A 2,924-nucleotide genomic window follows, 5' to 3' on the forward strand; every position below is an offset into this window, starting at 1 on the left:
GCCTGACGCTGCACCACCAATTGCTTGGCGTTGTCGACCATCGAGATCTTTTCTTCCGCCGCAAGCATCAGCACCAGATCCCCCGTCTTGACGTGATCGCCTTGCTTGACAGGCAGCTTGTCGATGACACCGGCGACGCGCGTCGCCAGCACCGCCCGCTTGTCGGCTTCGGTCAGCCCGGAAATGCGGATGGCGCGTGCATAGGTCTTGCGTGGCGGCGTCACCACAGCGACCGTGCGCAGCGGTGCCTTCGGCTCGGCTTCCGCCTGCTTCGGCTTCGCCGCATCGGGCGCCTTGGCCTGTTCGGCTTCGGCTGCCTTGGCTTTGTTGGCGGCTACGCTGCCGACTGACGAAAACTCGCCTGTCGCCATCCACGCCGCGAAACCAATGAGCACAACAACGGCTGCAAGCTTGTGAAACCTGATTCTCATCGTCGTTTTTTCCACTGCGGGTTCGGCCAGCGTCCTCATAACGCGGGCGCGTCGCCGATATGGGTGCGCGCCGGGCCGTGTTCAATTTGCCGTGATCGGCGAAGCGCGCTTCTACATCAAAGTTGCACCGCAATATAGTCTGAAAGTTGCAAGATCATTGCGCCACCGGGCAAGATGCGCCCGCCGCCGCCCAGTTTTCGATCGCTTGATAGGTCGCTTCGGCGGAGCCCGGAGCCGGTTCACGACCCGATCCCGGCGCCCAGCCCCAGGCGACCAGTCTGTCGTCGCGAACATGCACCGCGATGTCCTTCAAGCTGCGGTTGCCATTGCGCAAGGGATCCTTGATCTGGGCGCAGATTTCGGCCGAGGACTTGCCGAACCAGGCCATCTCGGCTGGCGCCAGATGCCAGTTCTCGGCCCCGGGCGGCCCGTGCAATGCCTTGGAATTGCTGGAGAAATGGCAAGTCATGCAACGCAGGCCCGGACTGCCGAAGCCCGGCCCGTCAGCACCGCGCTGGACATTGAAGGCGTGCACGCGCGTGCCGCCGTAATGCGCACCCGACCAGCGCGGTCGCTCGTCCGCGACATGACAGTCAGCGCAGCGCGGATGCGAGAACACCGCATAGACCTTGTCCCATTCGGACAGGGCTTTTGCTGTGTCGACTGCCACCGGCGCCGGCGTCTGGCTCTCTTGCGCGATCGCAAACGGTGCTGCGAGCACAAGCATGGCAGCAGGCGTCAGCATGATGACGAGCTTCTTCATGCGAAGGCTACCGCTTTCGACAGCGGCAGCGTGCGGATGCGCTTTCCGGTGAGCGCGAAGATGGCGTTGGCGAGCGCCGGAGCCGCCGGCGGTGTGCCGACCTCGCCGAGGCCGCCCATCCTGTGGAAGTTTTCCAGGATGGCAACTTCGAATACCGGGCACTGGAAGATCCGCATGGCGTCGAAATCGTGGAAGTTCGACTGTTCGACCATGCCGTCGGCGAAGGTGATTTCCTGCCCCATCGCCGCCGAAAGACCGTAGATGGCCGCCGAGATCAACTGCGCCTCGATGATGCCGGGATCGAGCGCGGTGCCGACATCGGCGGCGATCCACACCTTCTCGATACGGATTCCGGCCGGCGTGTCCGCCACCTGGACGATCTCGCCGACCCAACTGCCGAAGGACAGGGTGAAGGCCATACCCCTGGCCTTGCCGGCGGGCAGCGCCTCACCCCATTTCGCCATCGCGGCGACTTTCTCCACCACCTTCACCGCCGAAGGATAGGCAGCCATCAGTCTCTTGCGCATCTCGACCGGATCGATTTTCCCGGCGACGGCGATCTCGTCCATGAAGCCCTCATGGAAGAAGCCGTTGACCGAACTGCCGACCGAGCGCCAGGAGCCGACGGGGATGGAGACCGGCGCCGCGACACCGCTGACCCGGTAATTCGGGATGGTGTAGGGCTGGTCATAGGCGCCGTCGACGATGCTCTTGTCGGGACCGAGCGGCGATATCGAGGGAAACAGCCGGCGCAGCATGCCGGCAATCACCGATGGCGAGGCCATCCTCATGTCGAGCGCGACCGGCATGCCATCGTCGCCGAGCCGCGCCTGGAACTTGCCGATAGCGGCCGGCCGGTAGGCGTCGTGGCGCATGTCTTCTTCACGCGTCCAGGTCACCTTGACCGGACGCCCGCCCGTCTCCCTGGCCATCAGCGCGGCGCACAGTGCGTAATCCACCTCGACGCGCCGGCCGAAACCGCCGCCCATGAAGGTGGTGTGCACATTGATCTTGTCCTGCCCGATGCCGACCGCGTTGGCGCAAAGCTGCCGCACCAGGGTCGGCGCCTGGTTGCCGCACCAGATGTCGAGCGCGCCGTCCCTGAGCTGCGCCGTGGCGTTCATCGGCTCCATCGTCGCATGCGCCAGATAGGGCACGGCATAGTCGGCCTCGACGATCCTTTCACGCGGCGCGTCGGCAAAGGCGGTGTCGACGTCGCCATTGTCGCGCATCACCGAGCCCTTGGTGCCGAGCGCCTGCTTCACGACATCGGATATGCCGGCGCTGCTGAGCGGATATTCGGGATCGGCCCACTGGGCGTCGATCGCCTCGGCGGCCTTGAACGCCGCCCATGTGTTGTCGGCGATGATGCCGAAGCCATGGCCGTAATTCGTCTCGAGCGGCACGATCTTGATCACGCCGGGCATTTTTTCGGCCCTGGAAAGGTCCGCCTTGACCGGCTTGGCCCAGAAGCGCGGGCTCATCTTGACAGTGCCGTAGACCATGTCCGGCAGCCTGACATCGATGCCGAAGATCGGCGCCCCGGTCACCTTGGCCAGCATGTCGATGCGCTTCTGCGGTTTTCCCAGCAGTTTCCAGTCGGCCCGGTCCTTGAGCCTGACTTCGGCCGGCGACGCCATCGCGGCGGCGGCCGCGGCGACCGCGCCATAGGTCAGCGACTTGCCCGACGCCTTGTGCAGGATCGAACCGTCGGCCGTTTCCAGATCGGC

General features: G+C 64.8%; 3 protein-coding genes. All 3 read right to left on the reverse strand.

Annotated features, from left to right (window positions below):
- A partial coding sequence (locus EN964_RS30600) for a biotin/lipoyl-binding protein (protein WP_127277145.1) occupies positions 1–431 on the reverse strand: 431 nt, incomplete at its 3' end.
- A 154-nt stretch (positions 432–585) separates the two neighbouring features.
- Positions 586–1,194, reverse strand: a complete 609-nt coding sequence (locus EN964_RS30605) for a hypothetical protein (protein ID WP_127266907.1) — start codon at positions 1,192–1,194, stop codon at positions 586–588.
- The coding region (locus EN964_RS30610; protein ID WP_164776098.1) for a xanthine dehydrogenase family protein molybdopterin-binding subunit at positions 1,191–2,924 on the reverse strand (1,734 nt) is incomplete at its 5' end. The genes EN964_RS30610 and EN964_RS30605, both read right to left, overlap by 4 nt.

The organism is Mesorhizobium sp. M7A.F.Ca.CA.001.10.2.1, assembly GCF_003998575.1.
GTDB lineage: Bacteria > Pseudomonadota > Alphaproteobacteria > Rhizobiales > Rhizobiaceae > Mesorhizobium.

Coding starts and splice junctions, on each gene's coding strand:
- EN964_RS30605 (WP_127266907.1), bottom strand. CDS start 1,194: ATGAAGAAGCTCGTCATCATGCTGACGCCTGCTGCCATGCTTGTGCTC.